Annotated in this window: 28 protein-coding genes and 1 tRNA gene; 14 read left to right on the top strand and 15 right to left on the bottom strand. The window is 64.6% G+C overall.

Annotated features, from left to right (window positions below; all coding sequences use genetic code 11):
• Position 1: 1 nt before the first annotated feature.
• The 4 genes from P2G62_RS06330 to P2G62_RS06315 all read left to right on the top strand — a co-directional run bounded on the left by P2G62_RS06330 (position 2) and on the right by P2G62_RS06315 (position 4,628).
• Complete coding sequence (locus P2G62_RS06330) at positions 2 to 1,078, top strand: branched-chain amino acid ABC transporter permease (protein WP_275734040.1); 1,077 nt, start codon at positions 2 to 4, stop codon at positions 1,076 to 1,078.
• Positions 1,079 to 1,145: 67 nt separating this feature from the next.
• Positions 1,146 to 2,429, top strand: a complete 1,284-nt coding sequence (locus P2G62_RS06325; RefSeq protein WP_275734039.1) for an ABC transporter substrate-binding protein — start codon at positions 1,146 to 1,148, stop codon at positions 2,427 to 2,429.
• A gap of 52 nt (positions 2,430 to 2,481) precedes the next feature.
• On the top strand, positions 2,482 to 3,318 hold the full coding sequence (locus P2G62_RS06320) for an ABC transporter ATP-binding protein (RefSeq protein WP_275734038.1): 837 nt from the start codon (positions 2,482 to 2,484) through the stop codon (positions 3,316 to 3,318).
• 89 nt (positions 3,319 to 3,407) lie between these two features.
• A complete protein-coding gene (locus P2G62_RS06315) occupies positions 3,408 to 4,628 on the top strand; it encodes a phenylacetate--CoA ligase family protein (RefSeq protein ID WP_275734037.1) in 1,221 nt (406 codons plus the stop codon).
• A 139-nt stretch (positions 4,629 to 4,767) separates the two neighbouring features.
• On the opposite strand, the gene ykgO is transcribed toward P2G62_RS06315, so the two are convergent.
• The gene (gene ykgO, locus P2G62_RS06310) at positions 4,768 to 4,893 is read right to left on the bottom strand and encodes a type B 50S ribosomal protein L36 (RefSeq protein WP_038074920.1); all 126 of its coding nucleotides are present in this window, start codon (positions 4,891 to 4,893) and stop codon (positions 4,768 to 4,770) included.
• 70 nt (positions 4,894 to 4,963) lie between these two features.
• A tRNA-Val gene (locus P2G62_RS06305) sits at positions 4,964 to 5,038 on the bottom strand.
• 156 nt (positions 5,039 to 5,194) lie between these two features.
• Here P2G62_RS06305 and P2G62_RS06300 point away from each other — a divergent pair.
• A complete protein-coding gene (locus P2G62_RS06300) occupies positions 5,195 to 6,061 on the top strand; it encodes an N-formylglutamate amidohydrolase (RefSeq protein WP_275734036.1) in 867 nt (288 codons plus the stop codon).
• Here the strand turns inward: P2G62_RS06300 and P2G62_RS06295 are convergent, their stop codons facing one another.
• The 3 genes from P2G62_RS06295 to clpB form a co-directional block, all read right to left on the bottom strand.
• Complete coding sequence (locus P2G62_RS06295) at positions 6,062 to 6,445, bottom strand: CZB domain-containing protein (protein ID WP_275734035.1); 384 nt, start codon at positions 6,443 to 6,445, stop codon at positions 6,062 to 6,064.
• Between the two features lie 96 nt (positions 6,446 to 6,541).
• The gene (locus P2G62_RS06290; protein WP_275734034.1) at positions 6,542 to 7,807 is read right to left on the bottom strand and encodes a DNA polymerase IV; all 1,266 of its coding nucleotides are present in this window, start codon (positions 7,805 to 7,807) and stop codon (positions 6,542 to 6,544) included.
• 188 nt (positions 7,808 to 7,995) lie between these two features.
• Positions 7,996 to 10,608 carry an ATP-dependent chaperone ClpB gene (gene clpB / locus P2G62_RS06285; protein WP_275734033.1) on the bottom strand — a complete coding sequence of 871 codons (2,613 nt, stop codon included), beginning with the start codon at positions 10,606 to 10,608 and terminating at the stop codon, positions 7,996 to 7,998.
• Between the two features lie 193 nt (positions 10,609 to 10,801).
• Between clpB and P2G62_RS06280 the strand changes: the two genes are divergently transcribed.
• A complete protein-coding gene (locus P2G62_RS06280; RefSeq protein WP_275734032.1) occupies positions 10,802 to 11,011 on the top strand; it encodes a hypothetical protein in 210 nt (69 codons plus the stop codon).
• 86 nt (positions 11,012 to 11,097) lie between these two features.
• The gene (gene pyrF, locus P2G62_RS06275) at positions 11,098 to 11,808 is read left to right on the top strand and encodes an orotidine-5'-phosphate decarboxylase (protein WP_275734030.1); all 711 of its coding nucleotides are present in this window, start codon (positions 11,098 to 11,100) and stop codon (positions 11,806 to 11,808) included.
• Positions 11,809 to 11,866: 58 nt separating this feature from the next.
• Here pyrF and P2G62_RS06270 read toward each other — a convergent pair whose 3' ends face one another.
• The 8 genes from P2G62_RS06270 to def (P2G62_RS06235) all read right to left on the bottom strand — a co-directional run bounded on the left by P2G62_RS06270 (position 11,867) and on the right by def (P2G62_RS06235) (position 15,739).
• Positions 11,867 to 12,022, bottom strand: coding sequence for a hypothetical protein (locus tag P2G62_RS06270; protein WP_275734028.1), 156 nt, complete (start codon positions 12,020 to 12,022; stop codon positions 11,867 to 11,869).
• A gap of 90 nt (positions 12,023 to 12,112) precedes the next feature.
• A complete protein-coding gene (locus P2G62_RS06265) occupies positions 12,113 to 12,385 on the bottom strand; it encodes a hypothetical protein (RefSeq protein ID WP_275734026.1) in 273 nt (90 codons plus the stop codon).
• Positions 12,385 to 13,266 carry an SPFH domain-containing protein gene (locus P2G62_RS06260; protein WP_275734025.1) on the bottom strand — a complete coding sequence of 294 codons (882 nt, stop codon included), beginning with the start codon at positions 13,264 to 13,266 and terminating at the stop codon, positions 12,385 to 12,387. Before P2G62_RS06260 ends, P2G62_RS06265 begins: the two co-directional genes overlap by 1 nt.
• 42 nt (positions 13,267 to 13,308) lie before the next feature.
• Complete coding sequence (locus tag P2G62_RS06255) at positions 13,309 to 13,458, bottom strand: hypothetical protein (protein ID WP_275734023.1); 150 nt, start codon at positions 13,456 to 13,458, stop codon at positions 13,309 to 13,311.
• Positions 13,458 to 13,694, bottom strand: coding sequence for a GlsB/YeaQ/YmgE family stress response membrane protein (locus P2G62_RS06250; protein ID WP_275734022.1), 237 nt, complete (start codon positions 13,692 to 13,694; stop codon positions 13,458 to 13,460). Before P2G62_RS06250 ends, P2G62_RS06255 begins: the two co-directional genes overlap by 1 nt.
• Before the next feature lie 109 nt (positions 13,695 to 13,803).
• Positions 13,804 to 14,700 (bottom strand): methionyl-tRNA formyltransferase, encoded by an 897-nt coding sequence (gene fmt / locus P2G62_RS06245; RefSeq protein WP_275734021.1) that lies wholly within the window; start codon positions 14,698 to 14,700, stop codon positions 13,804 to 13,806.
• Complete coding sequence (def, locus tag P2G62_RS06240; protein ID WP_275734020.1) at positions 14,700 to 15,212, bottom strand: peptide deformylase; 513 nt, start codon at positions 15,210 to 15,212, stop codon at positions 14,700 to 14,702. The genes fmt and def (P2G62_RS06240) overlap by 1 nt, the downstream gene beginning before the upstream one ends.
• Positions 15,212 to 15,739 (bottom strand): peptide deformylase, encoded by a 528-nt coding sequence (gene def / locus P2G62_RS06235; protein WP_275734019.1) that lies wholly within the window; start codon positions 15,737 to 15,739, stop codon positions 15,212 to 15,214. Before def (P2G62_RS06235) ends, def (P2G62_RS06240) begins: the two co-directional genes overlap by 1 nt.
• A gap of 173 nt (positions 15,740 to 15,912) precedes the next feature.
• Here def (P2G62_RS06235) and P2G62_RS06230 point away from each other — a divergent pair, with 173 nt between their 5' ends.
• Positions 15,913 to 17,091: a MalY/PatB family protein gene (locus tag P2G62_RS06230; protein WP_275734018.1), complete on the top strand. Its 1,179-nt coding sequence runs from the start codon at positions 15,913 to 15,915 to the stop codon at positions 17,089 to 17,091.
• A gap of 3 nt (positions 17,092 to 17,094) precedes the next feature.
• Positions 17,095 to 17,628, top strand: coding sequence for a L,D-transpeptidase (locus P2G62_RS06225; RefSeq protein WP_275734017.1), 534 nt, complete (start codon positions 17,095 to 17,097; stop codon positions 17,626 to 17,628).
• Between the two features lie 6 nt (positions 17,629 to 17,634).
• Here the strand turns inward: P2G62_RS06225 and P2G62_RS06220 are convergent, their stop codons facing one another.
• On the bottom strand, positions 17,635 to 17,982 hold the full coding sequence (locus P2G62_RS06220; protein ID WP_275734016.1) for a hypothetical protein: 348 nt from the start codon (positions 17,980 to 17,982) through the stop codon (positions 17,635 to 17,637).
• Between the two features lie 175 nt (positions 17,983 to 18,157).
• On the opposite strand from P2G62_RS06220, the gene P2G62_RS06215 reads away from it, so the two are divergent.
• From P2G62_RS06215 to P2G62_RS06205, 3 genes are all read left to right on the top strand, one after another.
• A complete protein-coding gene (locus P2G62_RS06215) occupies positions 18,158 to 19,321 on the top strand; it encodes a lytic murein transglycosylase (protein ID WP_275734015.1) in 1,164 nt (387 codons plus the stop codon).
• Between the two features lie 164 nt (positions 19,322 to 19,485).
• Positions 19,486 to 20,220, top strand: coding sequence for a VacJ family lipoprotein (locus P2G62_RS06210; protein ID WP_275734014.1), 735 nt, complete (start codon positions 19,486 to 19,488; stop codon positions 20,218 to 20,220).
• A complete protein-coding gene (locus tag P2G62_RS06205; protein ID WP_275734013.1) occupies positions 20,210 to 20,818 on the top strand; it encodes an ABC transporter substrate-binding protein in 609 nt (202 codons plus the stop codon). Before P2G62_RS06210 ends, P2G62_RS06205 begins: the two co-directional genes overlap by 11 nt.
• A 2-nt stretch (positions 20,819 to 20,820) precedes the next feature.
• Here P2G62_RS06205 and P2G62_RS06200 read toward each other — a convergent pair whose 3' ends face one another.
• Complete coding sequence (locus P2G62_RS06200; protein WP_275734012.1) at positions 20,821 to 23,043, bottom strand: PBP1A family penicillin-binding protein; 2,223 nt, start codon at positions 23,041 to 23,043, stop codon at positions 20,821 to 20,823.
• A gap of 263 nt (positions 23,044 to 23,306) precedes the next feature.
• Here P2G62_RS06200 and P2G62_RS06195 point away from each other — a divergent pair, with 263 nt between their 5' ends.
• Both P2G62_RS06195 and P2G62_RS06190 read left to right on the top strand, forming a co-directional pair.
• A complete protein-coding gene (locus P2G62_RS06195; RefSeq protein WP_275734011.1) occupies positions 23,307 to 23,645 on the top strand; it encodes a P-II family nitrogen regulator in 339 nt (112 codons plus the stop codon).
• A gap of 25 nt (positions 23,646 to 23,670) precedes the next feature.
• Entirely contained in the window at positions 23,671 to 25,026 is a 1,356-nt protein-coding gene (locus tag P2G62_RS06190) for an ammonium transporter (RefSeq protein ID WP_275734010.1), read from the top strand.
• The last annotated feature ends 13 nt before the right edge of the window (positions 25,027 to 25,039 follow it).

The following is a 25,039-nucleotide window of genomic DNA, read 5'->3' as shown; positions in this document are numbered from 1 at the left end:
GATGTTCTACCGCGAGGCAGGTGATTTCAAGACGACCTATCGGGAAGATAGCCAAACCTTCCCGATCAAATTCGACCGGCTGCGGTTTTATGCCGTGCTGGCGGTGGCCTATGGCGTGATCCCGCTGTTCATCAACGACTATTGGGCCAACGCCGTGGCGGTGCCCTTCCTGATCTATGCGATCGCGGCGATCGGGCTGAATATCCTGGTCGGCTATGCCGGGCAGGTATCCTTGGGCACCGGGGGCTTCATGGCGGTGGGCGCCTATGCCTGCTACAAGCTGATGACGGCTTTCCCCGAGGTGTCGATCTTCATCCATGTTCTGCTGGCCGGTGGCGTGACCGCCGTCGTGGGGGTGCTGTTCGGCCTGCCCAGCCTGCGGATCAAGGGGTTCTATCTGGCGGTGGCAACGCTGGCCGCGCAGTTCTTCCTCGTGTGGCTGTTCAACAAGGTGCCGTGGTTCTACAACTACTCGGCCTCGGGGCAGATCAACGCGCCCGACCGCACCATCTTTGGCGTCTTCGTGACGGGTGCGCAGACCTCGGCCATGGCGAAATACATGTTCTGCCTGGTGATGCTGACCATCGTCGCCGTGCTGGCGCGCAACCTGACGCGCGGCACCGTGGGGCGCAAATGGATGGCCATTCGCGACATGGACATCGCCGCCGAGATCATCGGGGTGAACCCGCTGACCACCAAGATGACCGCCTTCATGGTCAGCTCTTTCTTCATCGGCATCGCTGGGGCGCTGTTCTTCTCGGTCTATCTGGGCGCGGCCGAGGTGGGCGAGGCCTTCGGCATCCAGAAGTCGTTCCTGATCCTGTTCATGGTCATCATCGGCGGTCTGGGCAGCATCTTCGGCAGCTTCGCGGGCGCGGCCTTCCTGGTCCTGTTGCCGGTTCTGCTCAAGAACCTGCTGGTGGGGGCGCTGAACTGGCCGACCGATCTGGCCGCGCATATCGAACTGATGATCGTGGGCGCACTGATCGTGATTTTCCTGATCGCCGAACCGCACGGGCTGGCACAGCTGTGGCGTGTGGCGAAAGAGAAACTGAGACTCTGGCCCTTCCCGCACTGAGCGGGGCGGACCGAAGAACCGGGAAACCGGCACTGAAACAACGGATTACGTTCTGGGAGGAATACGTATGAAGACGACTTTTGCTGCACTCGTGGCCGCTACGATCACCATGGCCGCCCCGGCCATGGCCGATCTGACCGTGCCGAACCTGAGCTATCGCACCGGGCCTTATGCCGCCAACGGCATCCCCTATGCGGACGGCTTCAACGACTACTTCACCCTGCTGAACGAACGCGATGGCGGCATCGGCGGCGAAAAGGTGCAGGTGCCGGAATGCGAGACCGCCTATAACACCGAAAAAGGCGTGGAATGCTATGAGGCGACCAAGGGTCAAGCGGCGCTGGCCTACAACCCGCTGTCGACCGGCATCACCTATCAGCTGATCCCCAAGGTCACCGCCGACAAGCACGTTCTGTATACCCCGGGCTATGGCCGCACCTCGGCTGCCAACGGCAAAGTGTTCGAATGGGTGTTCAACTACCCGGCGAACTATTGGGATGGCGCCTCGGTCGCGATCAAATATCTGCTCAGCCAGAATGGCGACGATCTGAAGGGCAAGAAGATCGCGCTGGTCTATCACAACTCGGCCTATGGCAAGGAGCCGATCCGCACGCTTGAAGAGCTGTCGAAAAAGCACGGGTTCGAGCTGAGCACGATTCCGGTCGACCATCCCGGCCAAGAGCAGAAATCGCAGTGGCTGCAGATCCGCCGCGACAAGCCCGATTACGTCATCATGTATGGCTGGGGCGTGATGAACCAGGTCGCCGTCCAGGAGGCCGTGAACATCAAGTTCCCGATGGAAAACTTCATCGGCATCTGGTGGTCGGGGTCCGAGAATGACGTGGGTCCGGCGGGCGAAGGCGCGAACGGCTACAAGTCGATCTCGTTCCACGGCGTGGGCAGCAACTTCCCGGTCTATGCCGACCTGCAGAAATACGTCTTCGACGCGGGCAAGGCCGCTGGGCCGGCGGATGAGCTGGGCACCGTTCTGTATTCGCGCGGCATGTATGCGGCGATGATCATCTCGGAGGCGATCCGCGAGGCGCAGACGATGGCGGGCCATTCGGCCGTGACGCCGGAAGAAGTGCGTGACGGGTTCGAACACCTGAACCTGACCGAAGAGCGGCTGACCGAGCTGGGGCTGCCGGGCTTCGCCCAGCCGATCGCGGCGACCTGCGAGGACCATGGCGGTCCGGGTTCGGCGATCATGCTGCAGTGGGATGCCGTGGCGAAAACCTGGGGTCCGGTGTCAGACTGGATCACGGCTGACGCTGACGTGATCGACCCGCTGATCGCCGAAGATTCGGCGGCCTTCGCGGCCGAAAGCGGCATCGCCGAGCGCTGCAACTAAGACAAAAGCCCCCGGCGGTACAGCCGGGGGCACCACCCCTACGGAGGACGCCATGCTCGACGCCGCTCAGACTTCGGAAACCCGGACCGACACCCTGCTGGAGGTCAACAATATCGAGGTGATCTACAACCATGTGATCCTCGTGCTGAAAGGCGTAAGCCTTGCGGTCCCGAAGGGCGGGATCACCGCGCTTCTGGGCGGCAATGGCGCGGGCAAGACGACCACGCTCAAGGCTATTTCCAACCTGCTGAAATCCGAACGCGGCGAGGTCACCAAGGGCTCGATCCTGTATCGTGGCGAACGTGTTCAGGATGGCTCGCCTGCCGATCTGGTGCGCAAGGGCGTGATCCAGGTGATGGAAGGCCGGCATTGCTTCGAACACCTGACGGTCGAGGACAACCTGCTGACCGGGGCCTATACCCGCACCGACGGTCGCGCCGCGATCGCCCGCGATCTGGAGATGGTCTATAACTATTTCCCGCGTCTGAAAGAGCGCCGCAAAAGCCAGGCTGGCTATACCTCGGGGGGCGAGCAGCAGATGGTCGCAATGGGCCGCGCGCTGATGAGCCGCCCCGAGATGATCTTGCTCGACGAACCCTCTATGGGTCTGGCGCCGCAGCTGGTCGAACAGATCTTCGAGATCGTGAAAGCGGTGAACGAGGGCGAAGGCGTGACCTTCCTGCTGGCCGAACAGAACACCAACGTGGCGCTGCGCTATGCCCATTACGGCTACATCCTGGAATCAGGGCGCGTGGTGATGGACGGCCCGGCCAAGGCGCTGCGTGAAAACCCGGACGTGAAGGAATTCTATCTGGGCATGTCCGACGAAGGCCGCAAGAGCTTCCGCGAAGTGCGCAGTTATCGCCGCCGTAAACGCTGGCTCGCGTAAACTAACATATTGATTTTGAACAATTGCTGCGCAGCATTCTGCGGCGCGGCAGAGGGCGGATGTGCCGCGCGCAAGGAAAAGGGCCTGCTATGAGCCAGTATTTCGACGATCTGGAAACCCGCTCGCAAGATGCGCGCGACGCCGCCTTGGCGCAGGATCTGCCACGGATTCTGGCACGCGCGCTGCAGGCGCCGGGGCTGGCCGCGCATCTGGGCGCGGTCGATCCGGCGGCGGTGACGGACCGTGCGGCACTGGCGCGCCTGCCGGTGCTGCGCAAGTCCGACCTTGGGCATGCACAGAAGAGCGCGGCGCCCTTTGGCGGGCTGACCACGAAACCGGCCCATGCCTTCGCGCATATCTTCCAAAGCCCCGGTCCGATCTACGAACCGGGCGAGGTTTCCCAGGATTGGTGGCGGATGGGGCGGTTCCTGCATGCGGCGGGGGTGGGCCCGGGCGACATCGTGCAGAACTGCTTTGGCTATCATCTGACCCCGGCCGGGATGATCTTTGAATCCGGGGCCCGGGCGGTGGGCGCCGCGGTTCTGCCCGCGGGCACCGGCCAGACCGAATTGCAGGTGCGCGCCGCAGTGGACATCGGAACGACCGTCTATTCGGGCACGCCTGATTACCTGAAGGTGATTCTGGATAAAGCCGACGAGATGGGCGAGCGCCTGTCGATCACCCGTGCGGCGGTGGGCGGCGGCGCCCTGTTCCCCAGCCTGCGCGCCGAATATGCCGACCGCGGCATCCAGTGTCTGCAATGCTACGCCACCGCCGATCTGGGCAATATCGCCTATGAAAGCCCGGCGATGGAGGGGATGATCTTGGACGAGGGCGTGATCGTGGAAATCGTGCGCCCCGGCACCGGCGATCCGGTGCCCGAAGGCGAGGTGGGCGAGGTCGTGGTGACCACGCTGAACCCCGATTACCCGCTGGTGCGCTTTGCCACCGGCGATCTGAGCGCGATTCTGCCCGGTGCGTCGCCCTGCGGCCGCACCAATCAGCGGATCAAGGGCTGGATGGGACGTGCGGACCAGACCACCAAGATCAAGGGCATGTTCGTGCGCCCCGAGCAGGTAGCGGCTTTCGTCGCGGCACACCCCGAGGTGGCGCGCGCCCGGGTCGTGGCGACCCGCGCCGGCGAGATGGACGTGATGACGGTTCGGATCGAAACCCCTGCCGAGGATGGCGCGCGCTATCAGGCGGGCGTGGTCGAGGCGCTGAAGATGAAGGCCGTGATCGAACTCGTGCCGGTCGGCAGCCTGCCCAATGATGGCAAGGTGATCGAGGATCTGCGCAAATACGATTGACGGACCCCTTTGGGACCGAAGGCCCGGCTGCTTTCCGCAGCCGGGCTTTTTTGTGTGGCGCATTTTGCCTGGGGCACCAATGGAAAAAGCCGCGCGGGTTGCCCCTGCGCGGCCTTTTATCACTGGCTCGAAGCCGTTCTTAGCCCTGACGGGCTTTGAAACGCTTCTGCGTCTTGTTGATCACATAGACGCGGCCCTTGCGGCGCACGACTTGGCAATCGCGATGACGCTGCTTGAGCGAGCGGAGCGAGTTACGGACCTTCATCGGTCTTCTCCTATTCGCGGCGCGCGTGCGCCTTGAAACCCATGTGCCCCCGAAAAGGGAGCGGCGAAAATGGTGGGCGGTACTGGGATCGAACCAGTGACCACTACGATGTCAACGTAGTGCTCTACCGCTGAGCTAACCGCCCACGCCGTGTGATTCTGCCAGATCGCCCTTCTCTGAAAGAAAAGGACGCGGGCGGAACCGCGTCGGTCTCGGGGTCTATAAAAGGAGTCGTTTCCGCTTTCAAGAGGCTTTTGGCGTGAAATCAATTCAGTGTAGGATTGCGATGAGAGGAACCACAATGGCCCCTGCCTTTTCGCCGATGCCGCCCTATGATCTGCGCCTGCCCGACCAATTGACCTCGGGTGTTGTTTTCGCGTCGCCGCATTCGGGGCGCGACTATCCGGCAGAGTTGCTGAAACGCTCACTCCTGGATGAACGGCGGCTGCGGTCTTCGGAAGATGCCTTTGTGGACAGGCTGCTGCAGGCGGTGCCTGCACAGGGGGCGGCCTTGCTGGCCGCGCGCGCACCGCGGGCCTTTGTCGATCTGAACCGTGCCGAAGACGAGCTGGACCCCGCCGTGATCGAGGGGCTGCCCGTCGCAGGGCGTGGGCCCCGGGTGGCCGCCGGGCTTGGGGTGATTCCGCGCGTCGTTGCGGGGGGGCGTGCGATCTATTCGGGCAAGATCACCCAGGCAGAGGCTGAGGCACGGCTGGCCGGCATCTGGCGGCCCTACCACGCCCGGCTGCACCGCCTTCTGGCCGATTGCCGCACCCGATTCGGCCGAGCGGTCCTGCTGGATGTGCACTCGATGCCGAGCGAGGCATTGGAAGGGCTTGGTCCGAACCGTCCCGATGTCGTGCTGGGCGACCGTTACGGGGCCTCGGCCGCGCCGGGGGTGATGGCCGCCGTCGAAGCGGGGTTTTCCGGGACCGGGCTGCGGTTGAGCCGCAATACACCCTTTGCCGGCGCTTATATCACGCAGCGCTACGGGCGCCCGGCCGAGGGCATGCATGTGGTGCAGATCGAAATCAACCGTGCGCTTTACATGGATGAGGCGCAGATCCGGCCGCGGGCCGATTTTGCAAGCTTCGAGGCGCTGATGCGCGGCGTCACCGCCTGCATCATCGAATTGCTGCGGGAACCCAACCGGCTTGCCGCCGAGTGATCAAGCGGCCTCTCCGCGGCCAGCTTCGCGCAGCCATTTCGACAGACCGGCCACCAGATGTTCAGACTGCGGCTTGAATTCGGTCTCCAGAAGACGATGTGCAGCCTCCAGATCGCCCAGTGCGATCTGTTCGACCACGCGTCCGGCGCAAAGGTGGAATTCACGGTGCAGTCGGTCGATGACCCGGAATTGCACGCTCTCCCCAAGTGCGGCCTTCTGTTCGGGCGCGGCCAGCCATTTGCCGAAATCGCAGCAGTCGCAGGCACTGGCCTGGTCCAGGGGCATCGGGGCCTTGCCAGTGTCGATCCCGGATTTCAGATGCAACTGCCAACTGAAATGGGCGCCGATGGCCTGTCGAAGGGCGGTGTGAAGTGTCTCGTTCATCATGAGTCCCGTATTGAAACCGAGGATACGCATTCGCACGCAGGACATGATGCCGAAGGGATCTTAAGCCTTGGTTAGGTTCGGGACGCCCCCAGATTATTTTTTCGATGTGGTTAATCCGCGTCCGGTGCGGATGGCGTCATGGCCAAAACGGGCGCGGATCGTGTCGGCGGCACGCTCGGCACGGGCGCGGGCACCGGCCTGCGGGTCCAGCAGATCGCCCGCAGGGTCGCGCCCGTCAGCCGGCGAAAGATCGGAGAACCCCGTTCCGATCAGCCGGAAGGGCCCGGCTTCGGGCAATGCCTCGAACAGCCGCCGCGATTCGCGAAACAGCGTATCGGCTAGCTGGCTCGGCTCGGTCAGCCGGGTCTGGCGGCTGAGCGCGGAAAAATCGGCACGCCGCAGCTTCAAGGTGACCGTGGCACCCTGCAACCCCTTTGCCTTCATCCGGGCCGAGGCCTTTTCCGCCATGTGCCACAGATGCGCCAGCAGCAATTCGCGATCGGCAATATCGGTGTCGAAGGTGGTCTCGTTCGAAACCGACTTGACCGGAGCGTCCGGGGTGACCCGGCGGCTGTCTTCGCCCTGTGCCAGCTGCCATAACCGCGTGCCCGCGCTGCCGAAGCGCCGCACCAGCGCGTCTGGCCCCCAGCGGCGGATGTCGGCCAGGGTGCGAATTCCGGCCTGCGCCAGGCTGGCCTGCGTGGCGGTGCCCACACCCCACAAGATCCCAACCGGTTTGTCGCGCAGAAAGGCTTCGGTATCGGCGCGCCCGATCACCGAAAACCCGCGCGGTTTGTCCAGATCCGAGGCGATCTTGGCCAGAAACTTGTTATGCGATAGCCCGACCGAGGCGGTCACGCCGATTTCGGTTTCGATTTCGCGCACCAGCCGCGCCATCTGCAGGGCAGGCGGGCCATGCAGGCGCTCGGTGCCCGACAGGTCCAGAAAGGCCTCGTCCAGCGACAGCGGCTCGACCAGCGGGGTCAGCGCGGTCATGCGGGCGCGGATCTGGGCCGAGACTGCGGCGTAATGGGCCATCCGCGGGCGGATCACCACCGCCTCGGGGCAAAGTGCCAGCGCCTTGAACATCGGCATCGCCGAACGCACGCCCGAAATCCGCGCGACATAGCAGCAGGTCGACACCACCCCACGGGTGCCGCCGCCGATGATGACGGGCCGGGCGGAAAGTTCGGGCGCGTCCCGTTTTTCGACCGAGGCATAGAAACTGTCGCAGTCGATATGGGCGATGGGCAGGGAAAACAGTTCGGGATGCGCCAGAATCCGCGGTCGCCCGCAATGGGGGCAGCGGGCGGGGGCAGTGTCGAATGTGGCAAGGCAATCGCGGCAAAGGGCGGGCATGGGAAGGCTCCGGTCCGGTGCAGTCTAACCTGCCGCGCCCCCCGCGGCGAGGCCGGTTTTCGCGTATTTTTGCCAAGAAGAAGGCCCGAGTCTTTCCCTTCTTCTTGGCGGAAATACTCCGGGGGTCTGGGGGCTGGCCCCCAGCCTGGGCATAAGGAAAAGGGGCGGGAAATCCGCCCCTTTCCGTATCAGTGAACCGGCGTTTCGCGCGGCTCTTCCCGGGTCGAGGGCGAGACGTGACCGCCCACCACCAACCCTTCGGCCGTGGCGGTGACCGGGATCGTCTCGCCGTCGCGAACCTCGCCGGACAGGATCAGTTCGGCCAGCGGGTCCTGCAGGTGGCGCTGGATCACCCGCTTCAGCGGGCGGGCGCCGAACACCGGATCGTAGCCTTCGTCGGCCAGCCACTTCCGGGCCGCCGCGTCCAGATCGAGCGTGATCTTCCGCGCCGCCAGACGTTTCTCAAGCCGCTTGAGCTGGATCTTGACGATGCCATCCATGTTGTCCCGGGTCAGCCGGTCGAAGATGATGGTTTCGTCCAGACGGTTCAGGAATTCGGGACGGAAATGCGCCCGCACCGCTTCCATCACCTGCGCCCGCGCCTGCGAACCGTCATTGCCCTCGGGCAGCTGGCTCAGCGCTTGGCTGCCGAGGTTCGAGGTCAGCACGATCAGGGTCTGCTTGAAATCGACCGTGCGGCCCTGGCCATCGGTCAGCACCCCGTCATCAAGCACCTGCAACAGCACGTTGAACACGTCGGGGTGGGCCTTTTCCACCTCGTCGAACAGCACGACCTGATAGGGCCGGCGCCGCACCGCTTCGGTCAGCACGCCGCCTTCGTCATAGCCGACATAGCCGGGCGGGGCGCCGATCAGACGGGCCACGGCGTGTTTCTCCATGAATTCGCTCATGTCGATCCGCACCATCGCCTGGTCATCGTCGAACAGGTATTCGGCGACGGCCTTGGTCAGTTCGGTCTTGCCGACACCGGTCGGGCCGAGGAACAGGAAGCTGCCCAGCGGACGGTTTTCGTCGTTCAGCCCGGCACGCGCGCGGCGCACGGCATTGGCCACCGCCTTCACCGCCTGCGTCTGGCCGATCACCCGCTGGCCCAGAACCTCTTCCATCTTCAGCAGTTTCTCGCGCTCGCCCTCCAGCATCTTGGAGGTCGGGATGCCGGTCCAGCGTTCGACCACTTCGGCGATCTGCTCGGGGCGGACGGCCTCTTCGACCATCAGATCCTCGGCGCTTTCGGCCTCGGCCAACTGCTTCTCAAGGCCCGGGATGACGCCATAGCTCAGCTCGCCCGCCTTCGCCAGGTTACCCTCGCGCTTGGCCTGTTCGAGCTGCGCGCGCGCCTGATCGAGCTGTTCCTTGATCGTGCGGGCACTGTCGAGCTTGTCGCGTTCGGCCTGCCATTTCGCGGTCATGCCGGCCGAGCGTTCCATCAGATCGGCCAGTTCCTTTTCCAGCTTTTCAAGCCGGTCCTTGGAGGCCGCGTCATCTTCCTTCTTCAGCGCCTCGGCCTCGATCTGCAATTGCAGGATCGAACGGTCCAGCGCGTCCAACTCCTCAGGCTTGCTGTCCACTTCCATGCGCAGACGGCTGGCCGCCTCGTCCACAAGGTCGATCGCCTTGTCCGGCAGGAAGCGGTCGGTGATATAGCGATGCGACAGCGTCGCCGCCGCCACCAGCGCCGAGTCCGAAATCCGCACGCCGTGGTGCAGCTCGTACTTCTCCTTGATGCCGCGCAGGATCGAAATCGTGTCCTCGACAGTGGGCTCTTCCACCATCACCGGCTGGAAGCGCCGGGCAAGGGCCGCGTCCTTTTCGACATATTTGCGGTATTCATCCAGCGTGGTTGCACCCACACAATGCAATTCGCCCCGCGCCAACGCCGGCTTGATCAGGTTGGCCGCGTCCATCGCGCCATCCGATTTGCCCGCACCGACCAGCGTGTGCATCTCGTCGATGAACAGGATGATTTCACCGGCGGCGGATTCGATTTCCTTCAGGATGGCTTTCAGCCGTTCCTCGAATTCGCCGCGGTATTTGGCGCCAGCGATCAGCGCGCCCATGTCCAGCGCCAGCAGACGCTTGTTGCGCAGGCTTTCGGGCACATCGCCGTTGACGATGCGCAGTGCCAGACCTTCGGCGATCGCGGTCTTACCCACGCCGGGCTCGCCGATCAGCACGGGGTTGTTTTTCGTGCGGCGGCTCAGCACCTGCATCGTGCGGCGGATTTCATCGTCGCGCCCGATGATCGGGTCGATCTTGCCTTCCTCGGCCGCCTCGGTCAGGTCGCGCGCGTATTTCTTCAGCGCTTCCATCGTATCCTCGGCGCTGGCCGAATCCGCCGTGCGGCCCTTGCGAATATCGTTGATCGCGGTGTTGAGCTTTTGCGCCGTCACCGCACCGGCATCCAGCGCGTCTTTGGCCCGGGTGTTGACCACCGCCAGCGCCATCAGGATGCGTTCGACCGGCACGAAACTGTCACCGGCTTTCTTGGCGATCTTTTCGGCCTCGTCCAGAACCCGCACAAGGCTCTGCTCGACATAGACCTGACCGTCGCCACCCGATACTTTCGGCAGTTTCGATACCGCCAGATCGACGGCCTCGATCACCCGCGCGGGTTCGCCGCCCGCACGCCGGATCAGGTTGGCCGATAGGCCCTGATCGTCATCCATCAATGCTTTCAAAAGATGCTCGGGCACCACGCGCTGGTGACCTTCGCGCATCGCAATCGTCTGAGCGGACTGCAGAAAACCCCGCGACCGTTCCGTGAACTTTTCCATGTTCATCGGCTATCTCCTTTTCCAAAGCCCCCGGAGAATGGCACGCCCAATCGTGGCGCGCGCCTTGGCCCGGGTCTTGCACAAGAGTTGGTTCGCAATCCGGCGCGGTTCAAGAGGAGGCGGCGCAAAATCTGTGGCGTGAACGATTTGGAAAGCAATCTGTCGCAGGCTGTTCCTGTCATTCGGGTCAGGAGTCTGCATGCACCACGCCACCGCCACGCGCATCGCCCGGCTGTTCTACCATGCCGCCCGCCGCCGATTTGATGCGGTGGTCGAATTCTTCGCCCCCGGTCTGCCAGAACCGCTGCGCGTGCCCGTGGTGTTCGAGGCGCCGCCAGATCTGGCCTATCGCGATCTGACCCGTGCCCTGACGCGCGCGGCGCAGCGCCGTGGCATTGGCGGGGTCTGAGCGGGGTTTTCCTTGACCCGGGGCGCTATCGGGCGCATAGGACGACCGTTTGTCCAATTGCCCCTGTCCCAACCCCGGAGCCTGCCATGACCGCCTTGCTGCCTGCCGATGATCGGCTGATCGTTGCCCTTGATGTCCCCAATGCCCTGGCGGGGCTGGAGATGGCGCGGGTGCTGGGCGACAGCGTGTCGTTCTACAAGATCGGTCTGGGGATGCTGACGGGGGGTGGGCTGGCGCTCGCCAATGAGCTGAAGGAAGAACACGGCAAGCGCATCTTCCTGGATATGAAGCTGTTCGACATCGGCGCCACGGTCGAGGCCGCGGTGCGCGGGCTGGCGCAGTTCGACCTCGATTTCCTGACCGTCCATGGCGACCCCTATGTCGTCAAGGCGGCGAAGGAAGGGGCGTCCGGCAAGGATCTGAAAATTCTGGCTGTGACGATCCTGACCTCGCTCGACCGGGCCGATCTGGACGCGGCGCTGATCAAGCCGGGCGATATCAAGGATCTGGTGGTCGAACGCGCAGGCGCGGCCTTTGCCGCAGGGGCCGACGGGGTGATCGCCAGTCCGCAGGAGGCCGCGCTGATCCGCGCGCTGCCCGAGGCAGAGGGCAAGCTGATCGTGACGCCGGGCGTGCGCCCCACGGGATCGAGCCTGGGTGACCAGAAGCGGGTCGAAACCCCGGCGGCGGCGCTGGCCAATGGGGCCGATCATATCGTCGTCGGCCGCCCGGTCTGGCGCGCCAACAATCCCGCGGCGGCCGCGCAGGCCATTCTGGCCGAAATCAGCGCGGTGTGATCCGAACACCCGGCGCCTGAAAGAAACGGCGGCCCATGGGCCGCCGTTTTCGTAGCGATCAGTGTTTGACCACGGTGACGCTGGTGGTGCCGCTGGCGTCGCCGTTCATCGGGTTGGCGGCCACAATCCAGACGACGATACCGACAACGGCAACCAGCGTTGCGATCGTGAAGAATTTGAGGCCCGCGGCCTCGTTCGGGAAGTCCTTGTACATGCGCGATCTCCTGAGAAAAGACCGCCGCAGGACTAAGGGCTTGCGGCGCAGGTTTCCAGTGCTGCGGTGCGGGAATCTGCAGCGCGGGCGTCAATTCTCGTTGATGTCGCGATCCCAGCGTTTGACCTGACCCGCACGCACGCCCACCAGACGGCGCGCGATCAGCCAGACCGGCACGGCGGTCACCGCCATCACCAGCACCATCACCGGCAGGCTGGTGCCCATCACGCCCACCCAGACCAGCACCCCGACCAGCAGCGCGCCGGCCGCCAGCCCAAGCAGGTAAAACCCGGGCGCCAGCATCTCCAGCGCGGCCAGAACCACGCCCCCCGCCACCCAGACCCAAGGTTGTTGCCACAGCATCACGACCGTCCTTTCAGCAAGCCGAAAGCATCGGAAAACGCATCCAGCGCCGCGGCAGGCAGTAGAACAGTCTGCTTGCCATCCCCCGCGCCGACCTTGGCCAGCGCCTCGACCTGTTTCAAGGCGACCTGATACTGTGCCGCCTCCAACCCGTTCTTGCTGATCGCATCGGCGATCACCCCGGTGGCATAGGCTTCGGCATCGGCCAGAACGCGGCGTGCCTTGGCCTCTTGCTCGGCGGCGTACAGCTCGCCATCGGCCTGCAACTCGACCGCGCGCTTGCGGCCCTCGGCCTCGGTCACCTGCGCACGTCGCGCGCGTTCGGCGTTCAGCTGTTGCAGCATCGCGGTGCGCGTCGCCTCGTCAAGGTTCACGTCCAAAATCTCGGCACGGGTCACCTCGATGCCCCAGTCGTCGACCACATTGGCCAGGTTGTCGCGGATCGTGGCGATCAGGCTGGCGCGGTTCGACTGCACCGTGTCCAGCTCCATCCGGCCGATTTCCGCGCGCACGATGCCCGCCACGGTGGTGGCGATCGCCGCGTCCACGTCGCGGATGCGATAGACGGTCTTTTCCGGTTCGGTGATGCGGTAGAAGACCGAGGTGTCGACCTGCACCAGCACGTTATCGGCGGTGATGGCGTCTTGCCGGTTGGTCGGCAGCTGGCGTTCCAGCACCGAAATCCGGTGGGCCACACGATCGAGGAAGGGCACGATGAAGTTGATGCCGGGGCCCAGCACGGCGTGCAGGCGACCGAAGCGCTCGACCACATGTTTTTCGGACTGTGGCACGATGCGCACGCCCAGAAACACGGCCAGCAGGAAAAACGCCGCGAGGGCCAGGTAAACGGCGTTGCCGCCGAGGAGATCTTCAAAATACACAGGCAGTCTCCTTCAAGAAACAGAGCAAGCGAAAGGGGGGCATCAGGCGGGCAGCAGCTTGACGCCGGTCAGCGCCAGAACGGCCAGAACCGCCCATCCGCCGGGGCGCGAGATCAGCCAGATCGCCACGCTCAGCAGGGCCAGTGCGATGCGTGTCGTGGCAAGCCCCAGAAACCCGAACAGCGCGCCCATCAGCGCGGTCCATACTGGCGCCAAAGCCACAGCAAGACCATCGCGCCCAGCACCGCGCCGACAAACCCGGCCATCCAGCCGGTGATGGTCAGCAGGATGCGCAATGTCAGACCGCCGATCAGGGCGCCCAGCACGCCGATGGCGATGGTGGTCAGGATGTCGGTTTCGATCCGCATTGCGCGGGTTGCGATAAACCCGGCCGCGGCGCCGATGATGATGAGGGCGATGATGCTCATGGGGCGCCTCCTGTCCGGGGCAATATGGGGACTGGGCGTGAGCTTGGAAAGGGGAAAGCGGGGAGTTTACGCCCCCTCCGCCCCGGGGGAGTTTCCGCTTCCTCGCCGCTCAGTCGAGCTGCGTGGGCAGCACAAGGCCCTTGAGCACCTCGGATGCGGGCATCGGTTTCTTGCCCTCGCGTTGTGCGTTCAGGATGTCCAGCGCACCGGAGCCGCAGGCGATGGTGAAACCGCCCAGCACCTGGCCAGGGGCGCCGTGGCCTTCGGCCAGTGCCGCGCGCAGCAGTTTCACGCGCTCGCCGTTGATTTCGCACCAGGCGCCGGGGAAGGGCGACAGGCCGTTGATCTGGCGCACCAACTCGGGCGCGGGGCGGGTCCAGTCGACGCGGGCTTCGGCCTTGTCGATCTTTTGCGCATAGGTCGCGCCGGTTTCGGGTTGCCGCTGGGGTGTCAGCGTCTCGATCCGGTCGAGCGCGGCAAGGATCAGCCGCGCGCCCATGGCCGACAGCCGGTCATGCAGTTGGTCGGTGGTTTCGGTCGCGCCGATCGGCGTCGCCTCGCGCAGCAGCACCGGCCCGGTATCAAGCCCGGCCTCCATCTGCATGATGCACACGCCGGTTTCGGCGTCGCCCGCCATGATCGCACGGTGGATCGGCGCGGCCCCGCGCCAGCGCGGCAGCAGCGAGGCATGGATGTTCAGGCAGCCGTGGCGCGGCGCATCCAGCACAGCCTGCGGCAGGATCAGCCCATAGGCCACCACGACCGCAATATCGGCGTTCAGCGCGGCGAAGGCGGCGCGCTCGGCATCAGCCTTGAAATTCAGCGGATGGCGCACGGGCAGACCCAGGGCCTCGGCCCGGGTCTGCACCGGGCTGGGGCGGTCCTTCTTGCCGCGGCCTGCGGGGCGCGGCGGCTGGCAATAGACGGCCACGACCTCGTGGTCGCGATGCAGGGCGTCCAGCACCGGAACCGAAAAGTCGGGCGTGCCCATGAAGACCACGCGCATCAGCGGCCCCCTTGCAGTGCGCTGCCCTTTTTCGATTTCTGGATCAGCATCTTGCGGCGCAGCGGGCTGAGGTGATCGAGATAGGTCTTGCCGTTCAGGTGGTCGATCTGATGTTGCACCGATGTCGCCCAGAGCCCGACGAAATCGCGGTCCTCGATCTGGCCCTGATCGTTCAGGAAGCGCACCGTCACCGCGCGCGGGCGTTTGATCGGCGCCCAGACGCCGGGCAGGTTCGGGCTGGCCTCGTCATGCGATCGCAGCTGGACCGAGGCGTGCAGCACCTCGGGGTTGGCCATGCGCACGGCCTGCCCGCGCTTGTCCGAGGCATCGACCACCGCCAGGCGCAGCATGATGCCGATCTGCGGCGCGGCCAGGCCCACGCCGGGCATTGCCTCCATCGTGTCGATCATGTCGTCCCAGATCATTCGCACGGTTTCGGTGATCGTCTCGACCGGGGCTGCGGGGCTGTGCAGGCGCCTGTCGTCGAAGGGGATGAAGGCGCGCACCGCCATTATGCGTCGCCCCGGGCGCGCTCGCGCTTCAGTTTTTCCATCTTGCGGGTAATCATCTGCCGCTTCATCGCGCCCAGATAGTCGATGAACAGCTTGCCGTTCAGATGATCGAATTCGTGCTGCGCGCAGGTCGCCCAGAGCGCATCGAACTGCTCTTCATGCATCTGCCCGTCCAGACCGAGCCAGCGCATCCGCACCTCGGCCGGGCGCGTCACCTCGGCATATTGGTCGGGGATCGACAGGCAGCCTTCTTCATAGACATTGGTTTCTTCCGAGGTCCAGGTGACTTCGGGATTGATCAGCACCATCGGATCGGGCGCGGCGTCCTTGTCCTTCACGCAATCCATCACGAAAACGCGCTTGAGCACGCCAACCTGCGGTGCGGCGAGGCCCACGCCCGGCGCGTCATACATGGTGGCAAGCATGTCATCGGCCAGCTTGCGGATGTCGTCGTCAATGGTGACAACGGGATCGCAAAGCTTCTTGAGCCGCGGGTCGGGATGGATCAGGATCGGGCGAATGGTCATGGCAGAGATTTAGGCGATGGGGGCGACCGGTGCAATGGCGGCGGCAATTCGGAAATAGTGTCTGCATTTGCTGACTTAATCGGGAAAATATCCCACTTATGAAATCTTCACAAGAACGCTGTGCTGGATTAGCAATTCATTCCAGAACAAAAACACAGCAGGAGAGCGCGGCAATGAGCCAATCCCCCGATTTTGACGAAATCATCGACCGCGTCGGCCACCATTCGGTGAAATGGGACGGCATGCAGGGGCTTTACGGCGTCGATCCGCGCGAGGGAATCGCGATGTGGGTCGCCGACATGGATTTCCGCCCCCCGGCCTGTGTGCAAAAGGCCCTCGAAGAGATGGCCGCGCATGGCGTCTATGGCTATTGGGGCGATGACCGTGCCTATCTGGCGGCGATCGGGTGGTGGATGGCCAATCGCCATGGCTGGCAGATCGCGCCGGAATGGGTGTTCACCACGCATGGGCTGGTCAACGGCACCGCGCTTTGCGTCGATGCCTTTACCGCGCCGGGCGATGGCGTGGTTCTGATGACCCCGGTCTATCACGCCTTTGCCCGCGTCATCAAAGCCGCGGGGCGCAGGGTTGTCGAATGTCCGCTGGTGCTGAACGACGGGCGCTATGAAATGGATTTCGACGCCTGGGATGCGCAGATGGACGGCAGCGCGAAAATGCTGATCCTGTGTTCGCCGCATAACCCGGGCGGCCGGGTCTGGACCGAGGCCGAGTTGCGCGGCGTGGCGGATTTCGCGCGCCGTCACGGGCTTGTGCTGGTGTCTGACGAGATCCACCACGATCTGGTGATGCCGGGTCACAAACACCACGCTTTCCCGACCGTCTGCCCCGAGCAGCCGGTGGTGATGATGACGGCCACCACCAAGACCTTCAACATCGCGGGCACCCATTCGGGCAATGTCATCATCGCCGACCCCGATCTGCGCGCGCGGTTCGCCGGGCGGATGGCGGCGAGGGGGGTTTCGCCCAACAGCTTTGGCCTGGCGCTGGCGACGGCGGCCTATTCGCCCGAGGGGGCGGCCTGGCTGGATGCGCTGATCGCCTATCTGGATGAAAACCGCCGGATTTTCGACGCAGGCGTGAATGCGATCCCGGGGCTGCATTCGATGCCGCTGGAGGCAACCTATCTGGCCTGGGTCGATTTTGCCGGCACCGGCATGACGCGCGAGGAATTCACCGCGCGGGTCGAGCAAGGCGCGAAAATCGCTGCGAACCACGGGCCGACCTTCGGGCTGGGGGGCGAGAGCTTCCTGCGCTTCAACCTGGCGACGCCCCGGGCGCGCGTGATCGAGGCGGTCGCCCGGTTGCAGGCGGCCTTCGGCGATCTGCAATAAGCGATGCTGCGGCGTCTGGCGCGGCTGTTTTCGGCCCTGACGCTGCTGGTTTTTCTGGCGGCGGCATGGCTGATGATCCAGCGCCCGCCGCCGGATGTGCTAAAGGTGCCGCTGGTCGGGCCGGTCAGCCGCATAGTGGTGGAAAAATCCGCGCGGCGGATGACGGTCTATGTCGGCGATCAGGTTGTGCGGGTCTATCGCGTGCGGCTGGGCTTTGCCCCCGAGGCGCCAAAGACCCGGCAGGGCGACGGGCGCACCCCCGAAGGCGAGTTCCGCATCGACCGGCGCAATGCGGCCAGCGCCTATCATCTGTCGCTGGGCATCGACTATCCGCGGCCGCAGGACCGGGCGCAGGCCGCGGCCCTTGGGGTCAGCCCGGGCGGTGACATTTTCTTCCACGGCCAGCCCAACCAGCTGCCCGAAGGCGTCACTTTGGCCTATGACTGGACGGCCGGCTGCATTGCCCTGGCGAATGCCGAGATCGCGGAATTGTTCGCCGCCACGCCGATTGGCGCGGCGGTTGAAATCCTGCCCTGAGCGGCGTCACGCGGGCGGCAGATACCCGACCGGCGCGTTTTCATTCCGCTCGAAATCCAGCGCGGCGCGGTCGCTGACCGGGGTGTCACGCTTGATGGTGCAGATCAGCTCGCCCCCCTCGACATCCGAGGCGACGATCAATGCGGTCGAGATATGACGGCTGCCCTCATACAGATCGACCAACCCGCGCAGATGCGTGACCTGATCGGCATTCAGCGCAAACCCGCCCCGCCAGCGCCGCAGCACCGGCCAGACGTCGTCGCCCACCTGCACCCGCAGCCGCGAACGGCGCCCGGCCTCGCGCGACTGCGCGTCGCGCAGGGCGTTCAGAATATCTTTCGGCAGAATCTCCATCTCTCCCTCCGATGGCCTCGCTCCCGCGGCTAATCCTGTGATCCACAATGTAAAAATCAAGTTAACCAAACGGGTATCCCGCCCGAAAACATGGGCCGTGCCCAAATTGCAACGTTGTTGCCCCGGCCTTCGGCTGCGGGTAGCGTCGACGCAGTTTCATATCCGAGGTTTCCCGATGCGTCCTGTGTTTGCTTTGTGTCTTTGCTTGCTTGTGCCCACTTTGGCCCATGCCCAATGTGGCGGCGACTTCGGCGGTTTCGTTCAGGATCTGAAGGCCGAGGTGCGGCGCAATGGCCTGAGCGCCGCGCAGGCAGATGCGTTCTTCGCGGGGGTGCGTCAGGATGCGCGGGTGTTGAAGGCGGATCGGTCCCAAGGCGTTTTTCGCAAGAATTTCATCGAATTCTCGGGCGCGGTCATCAGCCAGAACCGGCTGAGCAACGGGGCGAAAAACGCGCAGAAATACGATGCGGTTTTCGACCGGATCGAACGCGACTATGGCGTTTCGCGGGGTGTCCTGCTGGCGTTCTGGGCGCTGGAAACCGATTTCGGCGCGGTGCAGGGCGATTTCAACACGCGCGACGCGCTGGTGACGCTGGCGCATGATTGCCGCCGACCGCAGCTGTTCCGCCCGCAGGTTCTGGCCGCGGCCGAACTGTTCCGGCGCGGCGATTTCGACCCCAAGCGCAACCTTGGCGCCTGGGCGGGCGAGATCGGCCAGGTGCAGATGCTGCCCGAAGACATTCTGCGCAACGGCGTTGACGGCGATGGCGACGGGCATGTGAACCTCAAGGGCTCGGCGCCCGATGCGCTGATGTCGGGGGCGAAGATGATCGCAGGCATGGGCTGGCGACGGGGTGAGCCGTGGATGCAGGAGATTACCGTGCCTGCCGGGCTCGACTGGGCGAAAACCGGGCTCGGGACCGAGCTGCCGACTGCCGACTGGGCGCAGATGGGGGTGCGGGCGCGCAGCGGTAACCTGGCGCCGGGCAAGGGCTCGATCCTGCTGCCGATGGGGCGCATGGGGCCGGCCTTCATGGTTTATCCCAACTTCCGGGTACTGTTTAACTGGAACCAAAGCTTCGTTTACGTCACCACCGCGGCCTATTTCGCGACCCGGTTGGAGGGCGCCCCGAAATTCGATCCCGGTCGCCCCGAAGCCGGTCTGAGCGTTGAGCAGATGAAGGCGCTGCAGAAAAAGCTGGCAGCGCGGGGCCATGATGTCGGGCCGATCGACGGCATTCTTGGCGCCCGGACGCGCGATGCCGTGCAGGCCGAACAGGCGCGGCGCGGCCTGCCGGCCGATGCCTGGCCCACCCGGGCACTTCTGGACGCGCTGTAAGCTTGGTGCCTGCTGCGGGCCCGGTTGCATCGGTCTGCTTTGGGCAGGATGAAACGCGCGGCTGCCCTTGTCTCGTAAGACAGGGGTGCTTATTCCTGATAGGGTAGATTCTGTTGATTGTCTGTGCGCCCGCCATCTGTTCCGGGCGCAAAAGGGGGGATGCTATGGGCCTGATGGCGCGGGGCGCAGCGGGTATCGCCGCAGCGGGGTTGCTGATGGGGCTCTTGGCGGGATGTGCCGGGGGGGACCCGGATGGTATCAATGACCCCTACGAACGCGGCAACCGTTCGGTGCATGCCTTCAACAAGTCGGTCGATTCCATGCTGTTCAAGGATGCCGACGTGCCTGAGCCGCTGATGCGTCCGATCACCAATGTCGGGCACAACCTCGGTCTGCCGGGCAAGGTCATCAACTCGCTGCTGCAGGGCCGGTTGGAGCCAGCGGGCCAAAACACCTTCCGTTTCCTGCTGAATTCGACGCTGGGGATCGCCGGTCTGTTCGACGTGGCGCAATCCTTCGGCCTGCCCGAGGCCCACACCGATTTTGGCGAGACGCTTCATGTCTGGGGGGTGGGTGAGGGCGCCTATCTGGAACTGCCGCTGTTGGGCCCCGCGACCGAGCGTGACGCGCTGGGCCGGGTGGTGGATATCGTGTTCGACCCGGTCACGACCGTGCTGTCGGGGCGCGATGCGTCTGTCGCGACGGCCTTTACGCTGGGGTCAAAAGTTGGTGACCGGCTCCGGTTTGGGGGGGCGGTCGACTCGGTTCTGTATGAAAGTGCGGACAGCTATGCGCAATCCCGGCTGCTGTATCTGCAAAGCCGGCGTCACCAATTGTCCGGTCAGGAGGAAAACGATGCGGAAGCTTTCGATCCCTATGCAGACCCCTATGCCGAATGACCTGAGCCGGCGTGGCCTGATCGGGCTGGCGCTTGGGGCCGGGGCGGCGGGGCTCTTGCCTGCAAGCGCGGCCTTTGCGCTGACCGATTCCCAGGCGCGCGCGCTGATCGGCCGCGCGGTGAACGAGGTCAATGCGGCGATTGCCTCGGGCAAGACCGGCCCGGCGCTTTATGCCGATTTCGAACGGATCTTCACCCGCTACGCCGATGTGCCGGTGATCGGGCGTTCGGCGCTGGGTGTGGCCGCGCGCAGCGCCAGCGCCGCGCAGATGAGCGCCTTCACCGTGGCCTTCCGGGGTTACCTGTCGCGCAAATACGGCAAGCGGTTTCGCGAATTCATCGGTGCGCGTTTCGAGGTGCAGGGCGCGCGACCTGTGAAAACCTTCTATGAAGTCAAGACCATAGCCTTCATGAGGGGGCAGGCCCCGTTCGAGGTGTTGTGGCATGTCTCGGACAGGTCCGGCAAGGATCTGTTCTTCAACATCATCATCGAGGGCGTCAACATGCTGGCGGCCGAGCGCACCGAAATCGGTGCGATGCTCGACCGTCGTCGTGGCAATATCGACGCGCTGATCGCCGACCTGAAGACCGCGGGCTAAGATCAGTAAAGCGAACGCAGCAGGTTTTCGATCGCGGCGCCCAGCCCTTCGTTCCGGGGGCGTTCGGGCGCCACAAGCTGCCCGTCGATCACCGGCACGCCGCCTTCGGGGATCGGGTCGTTCGCGGACCAGGCCTGCCCCGGGAAGCCGTTCTGCGGCGGCGTCTGGCCGCGCCACTCCGAGGGGTCGGCCATCGGCAGGGGCGTGACCGGCTGGCCCGCTTCGACGCGCGCCATCACCTCGTGCCAGATGTCGGCGGGCAGACCGCCGCCCGTCACACCCGACAGCGGCCGGTTGTCGTCATAGCCCATCCAGACGCCCGCCACATAATCGGCGGTGAAGCCGATGAACCATGCGTCGCGCGCGGCCTGCGTGGTGCCGGTCTTGCCCGCGACTTCGCGGTTATCCAGTCGCGCGCGGCGGCTGGTGCCGCGTTCCACACCCTGATGCATCATGTAGATCAGTTCGCGCGCGGCCCGTTCCGAAATCACCCGTTCGCCGATGCCGCCGCCTTTGCCGAACAGGGGTTCGGAATCGCCCTTCAGCCGCAGCTCCGTCAGCCCGTAGGGCTTCACCGAGGAGCCGCCGTTCAGGATGCCCGCATAGGCGCCGGTCATCTCGATCAGCGTCGATTCCGACACGCCAAGCGCGACCGCAGGCCCCGCCGCCAGATCCGAGGCAAAGCCGAAATCCTGTGCCACCTTGCGCACCGCATCGCTGCCCACGGTTTCCGACACCCGCACCGTCGCGGTGTTGATCGATTCCGCCAGCGCCTGCCACAGCGGGATCGGGCCCTTGAAGTCCTTGGTGTAGTTCTTGGGTGACCACGGCCCCGAGCCCTTGACGTTGATCGTCAGCGGCGCGTCCTCGACGATCGTATCGGGGGTCCAGCCCAGATCCAGCGCCGCGGCATAGACGAAGGGCTTGAAGGTCGATCCGGTCTGCCGTTTTGCCTGAGTGGCACGGTTGAAGGCGCCCGACACCTTGGTCGCCCGCCCGCCCACCATCGCCCGCACGGCGCCGTCGGCCGACATCACGATCACGGCGGCCTCGGCTTCGGACCCGGCCTTGACCTTGGTTTCGAAGATCGTCTTCATCGCCTCTTCGGCGGCGGTCTGCAGGCGCTGGTCCAGCGTGGTGTGGATGACCACGTCCTCGGTGGTGTCCTTCGACAGGAAGTCGGGGATCGTGCCCATCACCCAATCGGCGAAATAGCCGCCCGCGCGGGCCTGGGCCGCCTCGGACAGGGTTGCCGGATTGGCGCGGGCGTCCAGCCATTCCCGATCGCTCAGGAAGCCCTGCTCGTGCATCAGCGCCAGCACCATCCCCGCCCGATCCTGCGACCGTTTCAGGTTTGAGGTCGGCGCATAGCGCGAGGGTGCCTTCAGCAGCCCGGCCAGCATCGCCGCCTGTTGCGGGTTCACATTGGCCGCCGACACCCCGAAATAGCGCTGCGCCGCCGCCTCGAACCCGCGCGCGCCTGCGCCCAGATAGGCGCGGTTCAGATAGATCGTCAGGATCTCGTCCTTGGTGTATTTCACCTCCATCGCCAGCGCGTAGGGGATCTCCTTGATCTTGCGCTGGACCCCGCCCGAGCGGCAGTCGTCTTCATAGGCCGCTTCGGTCTTCCATTGCTTGGGATCGAAGGGCACGCCCAGGCACAGCAGCTTGGCGACCTGTTGGGTGATGGTCGAGCCGCCGTTGCCCTCCAGCGGGCCGCGGCCTTCGGACAGGTTGATGCGCACGGCCGAGGCGATACCCCGCGGGCTGACGCCGAAATGGCGATAGAACCGGCGGTCCTCGGTCGCGACGATGGCGTTCTTCAGATGTGGCGAGACATTGGCCGCGGTGATCTGCCCGCCGAAGGTTTCGCCGCGCCAGGCAAAGACCTGACCGTTGCGGTCCAGCAGCGTGACCGAGCCGCGGTTGCGCCCGTCGAGCAGGGCGCTCACCTCGGGCAGGCTGGAGTAATAGTAGAACGTGGCCAGACCCAGAATCAGCCCGGTCACCAGACCCAGGCGCCAGCTCACGCCCCAGATCACCCGCCATATCAGCCGCGCCAGCCCCAGGATCGAGCCGACCACCACACCGTGCTTGCGGCGTGTGGCCGGGGCCTTGCGGCGTTTGGCCGGTTTGGCGGTGGCTTTCGGTTTCGGCGCGGATGTTGCTGCCGAATATCGTTTGTCCGCCACCAGCGGCCCGCGCCGCCCGCCTGTTCCTGCCATATGTCTGATCCGGTGCCTGTCGTTTTGCGCAGGTTACACCGCCAGACCTGTGTTGTGGAGCGACGAAAGATCACGATTCGGTTTTTGGGGTGATTAAATTTTACGCAAGGCGCACAATTTGTGCGTTTTTTGTGCAGTAACCGCCGCGTGATGCCCGTTGCTCAGGCGAGGATTTCTTGTGCTGCAGATGCAGAATGGGCCTTCTGACGGCGTGCGATGTCTTTGGGGACATCAGGAGTTGCTGACATAGGAAGGGATGACCGGTGAAACTCATCATTGCAGCAATCAAGCCGTTCAAGCTCGAGGAGGTGCGCGAAGCGCTCACCGCAATCGGCGTGCGTGGCATGATGGTGACGGAAATCAAGGGCTTTGGCGCGCAGTCGGGCCACACCGAAATCTACCGCGGTGCGGAATACGCGGTGAACTTCGTGCCGAAGGTCAAGCTTGAGATCGTGGTGAACGACACTCTGGCGGACGAAGTTGTCGATACGATCCTCAAGGCGGCGAAGACCGACAAGATCGGCGACGGCAAGATCTTTGTGCTGGACGTGAACCAGGCGGTGCGCGTGCGGACCGGCGAATCCAACGACGACGCGCTCTGAGACGCGATCAGGGGAAGTGAAAACGATGAAAAACCTTTCGAAAATCACGGGTCTGGCGGCAGCGGTTGCGCTGGCCGGTCTGCCCGCCTTTGCGCAAGAGGCGGCCCCCGTCGCCGAGGCCGCGGCCGAGGTCGTGACCGAAACCATGGACAAGGGCGACGTGTCCTGGATGATGACCTCGACGGTCCTCGTGCTGTTCATGACGGTCCCGGGCCTGGCCCTGTTCTACGGCGGCCTCGTGCGCACCAAGAACATGCTGTCGATCCTGATGCAGACCACCGTCGTCGCCGCGATGATGATGGTGATCTGGGTGATCTACGGCTACTCGTTCGCCTTTGGTGGCGGCACCTCGCCGTTCTGGGGCGGTCTGGGCAAGCTGTTCCTGGCCGGTGTCACGCCTGACTCGACCTCGGCGACCTTCTCGGATGGCATTGTGATCCCGGAATACCTGTTCATCGCCTTCCAGATGACCTTTGCCGCGATCACCCCCGCGCTGATCATCGGCGCCTTTGCCGAGCGCGTGAAATTCTCGGCGGTGCTGCTGTTCTCGGCGCTGTGGGGCACGTTCTGCTACTTCCCGGTCGCCCACATGGTGTGGGACGGCGCTGGTCTGATCTTCAACTGGGGCGCCATCGACTTCGCGGGCGGCACCGTTGTGCACATCAACGCCGGTGTTGCGGCGCTGGTCGGCGCGCTGGTCATCGGGCCGCGTATCGGTCTGGGCAAAGACATGATGGCGCCGCACTCGATGACGCTGACGCTGGTCGGTGCGGGCATGCTGTGGGTCGGCTGGTTCGGCTTCAACGTGGGCTCGAACCTCGAAGCGACCGCCGGTGCGACGCTTGCGATGATCAACACCTTCCTGGCCACCGCCGCTGCGGCGCTTGCCTGGGGTGCGATCGAAGCGATGACCCGCGGCAAGGCTTCGATGCTGGGCGTCGCCTCGGGTATCGTGGCCGGTCTGGTCGCCATCACCCCGGCTTGCGGCACCATCGGTCCGATGGGCGCGCTGATCCTGGGCGCGGTTGCCTCGCTGATCTGCTACTTCTTCGTGGCGGTCGTGAAGAACAAGTTCGGCTACGATGACAGCCTCGATGTCTTCGGCATCCACGGTGTGGGCGGTATCGTCGGCGCCATCGGCGTGGGCTTCCTGTCGGCCCCGTCGATGGGTGGCACGGGCCTGTTCGTCGAATCGGGTTCGGTGATCGAGCAAGTCATCGTGCAGATCAAGGCGGTCGGTGTGACCGTGATCTGGACCGGCGTGATCTCGTTCATCCTGTTCAAGCTGGTCGACATGATCATCGGTCTGCGCGTCTCGGCCGACGACGAGCGTCAGGGTCTGGACCAGACCTCGCACGGCGAAAGCGCCTATCACATGTAATCCCGCAGGGGAT

Origin of the sequence: Paenirhodobacter sp. CAU 1674, assembly GCF_029222945.1 — a bacterium.
Taxonomy (GTDB): Bacteria; Pseudomonadota; Alphaproteobacteria; order Rhodobacterales; family Rhodobacteraceae; genus Rhodobacter.
This window is presented reverse-complemented; position numbering and strand designations above follow the sequence as displayed.